General features: G+C 52.1%; 5 protein-coding genes. All 5 read right to left on the bottom strand.

Features of this window, described 5'->3' with window-relative positions; genetic code table 11:
* Positions 1–325: hypothetical protein (locus VEI96_12330; protein ID HXX58781.1), on the bottom strand; the 325-nt coding region annotated here is incomplete at its 3' end.
* A gap of 3 nt (positions 326–328) precedes the next feature.
* Positions 329–1375: a radical SAM protein gene (locus tag VEI96_12325; GenBank protein ID HXX58780.1), complete on the bottom strand. Its 1047-nt coding sequence runs from the start codon at positions 1373–1375 to the stop codon at positions 329–331.
* Positions 1376–1839: 464 nt separating this feature from the next.
* Positions 1840–2277: a hypothetical protein gene (locus VEI96_12320; protein HXX58779.1), complete on the bottom strand. Its 438-nt coding sequence runs from the start codon at positions 2275–2277 to the stop codon at positions 1840–1842.
* A gap of 20 nt (positions 2278–2297) precedes the next feature.
* Positions 2298–2876: a Fe-Mn family superoxide dismutase gene (locus VEI96_12315; protein ID HXX58778.1), complete on the bottom strand. Its 579-nt coding sequence runs from the start codon at positions 2874–2876 to the stop codon at positions 2298–2300.
* Between the two features lie 72 nt (positions 2877–2948).
* Positions 2949–3464 carry a thiol peroxidase gene (gene tpx / locus VEI96_12310; GenBank protein HXX58777.1) on the bottom strand — a complete coding sequence of 172 codons (516 nt, stop codon included), beginning with the start codon at positions 3462–3464 and terminating at the stop codon, positions 2949–2951.
* Between the last annotated feature and the right edge of the window lie 290 nt (positions 3465–3754).

Genomic DNA, 3754 nt, shown 5'->3' with positions numbered 1-3754 from the left:
TTGCCTTGACTTCGTTTGTAATTTCCGGTACGCCGATAATCCCTATTCCGAGAAGTCTCGCCGTCCAGACGTGAAGGGCTGTTCCCGCAAGAAGGATGAACACGCCCGCAAACTTTAGCGGCGCGGGAAAAATCAATTTGTCGTGGAGAAGGAAAACCCTCTGTGAGTAAATAAGGCAAGCGAGGGGGAGCCAGGTGATCAAGGGCAGGATGTAGCTAAGAAGACCGAGTTTCCTAAAGAAATTAGTGCGGCAGTGAATGGGGATCCAGAAAAGGGGCACGACAGGCCAGAAAATAATCGCTGCCAGAGCAAGGAGACCGGCCAACCGCTACTCCCCGATGAAACACTGCGGGTCCTCTGCGAGGAAATCATCGTCTCCCCTTGATCGAGCGAATGCATAGGCTATCGCCCTGCATCCCCTGCAGCCCGACCACCGTTTACAGCGTCCGCATTTCCCCTTGTACTTCTTCTTGTCTCTCAGCGCCTCCAGAACCTCCGATCCTGCCCAGACCTCGCGTAAAGAATCCTTTCGGACATTACCGAGTGGAATAGGCAGTCGCCTGCACGGCGTAATCGTCCCGTCGGGAAGGAGAGTCAGTCCCGAGACGCCGGCTGAACAGCCTCCGAACGGGATCGAATCGGTATCGCCTTCCTCAACGGGTGAATCCATCTGAGACGCGACAGGGTCGCCCGTGACGATTGTAAGTCCTTCCGGCTTCAGGGAAGAGATCTCTTCATAAAGCCGCCTCACCTTTTCCTTTTCGATCATCTTGTCCAGCAGACCGTACCCCCTGCCCGAAGGAACGAGTCTCGAAAAACCGAGCTTCTGGACACCGAGTGAAGTCGACAATTCGACCATATCCATAAAGTAATCTGCATTCATCTCGGAGAGCGTTGTGTTCAGCGTTACCGTCAACCCCGCCTCGAGGAGATGCCGGACCCCCTTCAGGGACGAAGAGAAACTGCCCTTGCCCCTTATGCTCTCGTGGATCTCCTCAGGCCCCTCGATACTCACCTGAACTCCCTTCACCCCAAGCTCCGAGAGGCCTCGCGCCTTTCCCCTGTCAACGAGAATGCCGTTAGAAAGGAGATAGATCTCGAATCCTCGCTTTCCTACCTCCTCAAGGATAGGAAAGAGGTCTTTCCTGAGGAGGGGTTCACCGCCCGTAATATTGAAGCTGGCAGAGAAGCCGATTTCATATGCCTCAGACCATGCCTCGAGCATATCAGCGACCTCGCTCACGACATCCCTCGCTTCCTTCAGGGTGATTTCTTCGGGCCTCTCGTCCGACTGGTAGCAGTGTTTACACCGAAGGTTACACCGTTCCGTAAGATGCCACTGGATAAAAAAATCGTGAGACTCTGTTATTGACATGACTCCTCCCAGCGACCCAAATACAGACGAAAGACAGGCGACACAAATATGGCAGGGTCGCCGTTGTGCGGTACGCTCCCTGCCATACCTGTCTTACCGATTTCGTTGCCGACCGGCAACTTCAGCTCTTTCAACTCTTTCACTTGTGGCATGCCTTACGGGGACTATCCAAGACCTTCTTCCTGCTACCCCAAAAGGCAGCCTCTTTGTCGAGAGCCTTCTTGTCGAGACCCTTCTTCATCCCTTCTCACCTCCTTTCGTACTCACTATAGAATGATTCTATAGTGATACTGATCTTTATAGCTTTATCCTATCATATCGGTACAGGTTGTCAAGAGGTACATGAAAAGGATTCACGAGTTGTGGTTGTCAAGGACAGTCTGCGCAAATCGGCAATTCAGAAAAAGGCCGGACACGGCATCAGATCGTGTCCGGCCTCACAGAAAGCCTCCTTCAGAATCAGTCTACGTCACGAAGATCGTACCCTTCTTCAATTCCTCGTTCAGCGCATGAAGCTGGTTATGATGCTTCGTCTCGTCGTCAAGAAGTGCGGAAAGAATATACCGCGTGAGCGAGAGTTCGCTCTTCTTGAGCGCGTCGTTCGCGAGGGCGATCGATTGAGCCTCGACCTCCATATGCTTATTAAGCAATGCGGAGAGCGGAGCGAGTTCATCAGGACTGAGATGAACGGCTTCCTTTGTCATGTTATCGATGATCGTCTGGAGCATCACCTTATGTTTTCCCGAATCGTGCTTTATCATCTCCATCGTCGTCTTCACGAGAAGATTGTTCGCCTTGCGAATCAATCCGTCCGCGCTCGCGATCGTCTTATCCTCTATCGCCTCCCACTCCCTGAGAATTTTCAATAACTCCTCGGTGTTCTCTGTCGCCTTCTTCGCCATATACCACCTCGCGTTCCGCCTTATTTCGTTCTTGCTTCAGCTGCGGCCCAGTTGATATTCTTAAAGAATGCCTCGATGTAATCGGCCCTCTTGAGACCGTAGTCGAGCATAAAGGCATGCTCAAAGACATCCATGATCAGGAGAGGCTTGCAACCGGCAGGGTGCGCAACATCATGCTCGTTAATCCAGAAATTCAGCAGTCTTCCGTCGGCACTGTCTTGATAACAGACAGCCCACCCGATACCCCGCATGGCTCCCACAGCCCTGAAGTCCTTCTCCCAGCCCTCATAGCCCCCGAAGTTTTCAGCCATCTTCTTTACGAGCTTGCCGTCCTTGCCGATGCCGCCCTTCCCGCCGAGATTTTCAAAATAGTATTCGTGGAGCCTCATCCCGTTGAACTCCCAGCCAAGCCTCCTCTTCAACTCCGCGAACTCCGGCGTAGCGGTCTTTCCTTCCTTCAGCATCTGGTCAAGGGTATCGATCACTTTATTCGTGTTCGTCACATATCCCTGATAAAGGGTAAAGTGATTCTTCAGGAGTGTCTCGCTGAATCCTTCCATTCCGATTAATTTCCCATAGTCCTTTGCTGTGTACGGCATGTCTCTCCTCCTTCTGGTTTTGAGTTTGTGTATGCTCTCGATCCGTTCCGGCCGATTAGGAATTCAGATCGATTAAGAAGAAACCCTCTTCACCGCCTCGATGGCCTTATCATAATCAGGATGATCGGTCACCTCCGGCACGATCTCTATGTACCGAATCACGTCATCTCTGCCTATAACGAAGACCGAACGCGCGAGGAGTCTCAGCTCCTTGATCAAGACCCCATAGGCGGCTCCGAAAGACGCGTCCCTGTGGTCGGAATAGGCCTTAACCCTGTCAATCCCGGCGGTCGTACAGAACCTCGAAATCGCAAAGGGCAAGTCCATGCTCACATTGAATACCCCAACCGTCTTCGGCAGTTTCGTCGCCTCCTCGTTGAATCTCCTCGCCTGCATATCGCAGACCGGGGTATCGAGAGAGGGCGTCACGCTAATGACCTTCACCTTATCGGTAAAATCCTTCAGGCCCACTTCTTTGAGATCTGCATCGAGGACCGTAAAGTCGGGAGCCTTGTCCCCCACCTTGAGTTCGGGACCGATGAGCGTGAGCGGATTTCCCTGAATCGTCACCTTGCCCTTCGTCGCCATTCTTGCTCCTCCTTTCTCTCCCCGGGATAACGATCACTCGCAATTTCGGAGCCGTCAGTCACGTAAGGCCCCGCATGCCGCACAAAAGGCTTAACCTTTAAAAAAGCATATCACATCCTCGTTGCGTGTCAAGACGAAAATCGGGAATGTGTCGTTGCAAGATGATAATGTCATAGGTATCTGCAAAATGAAAATGTCATAGTAGGAGGTATTAAGTCACTATAGACCTCTGAGGAGAACCTTGAGGAGGTCTGAATGGAGCAGAAAAGATATCTCATGAGCCAGAGGGA

Source organism: Thermodesulfovibrionales bacterium (assembly GCA_035622735.1).
In the GTDB taxonomy this organism is placed as follows: domain Bacteria; phylum Nitrospirota; class Thermodesulfovibrionia; order Thermodesulfovibrionales; family UBA9159; genus DASPUT01.
This window is presented reverse-complemented; position numbering and strand designations above follow the sequence as displayed.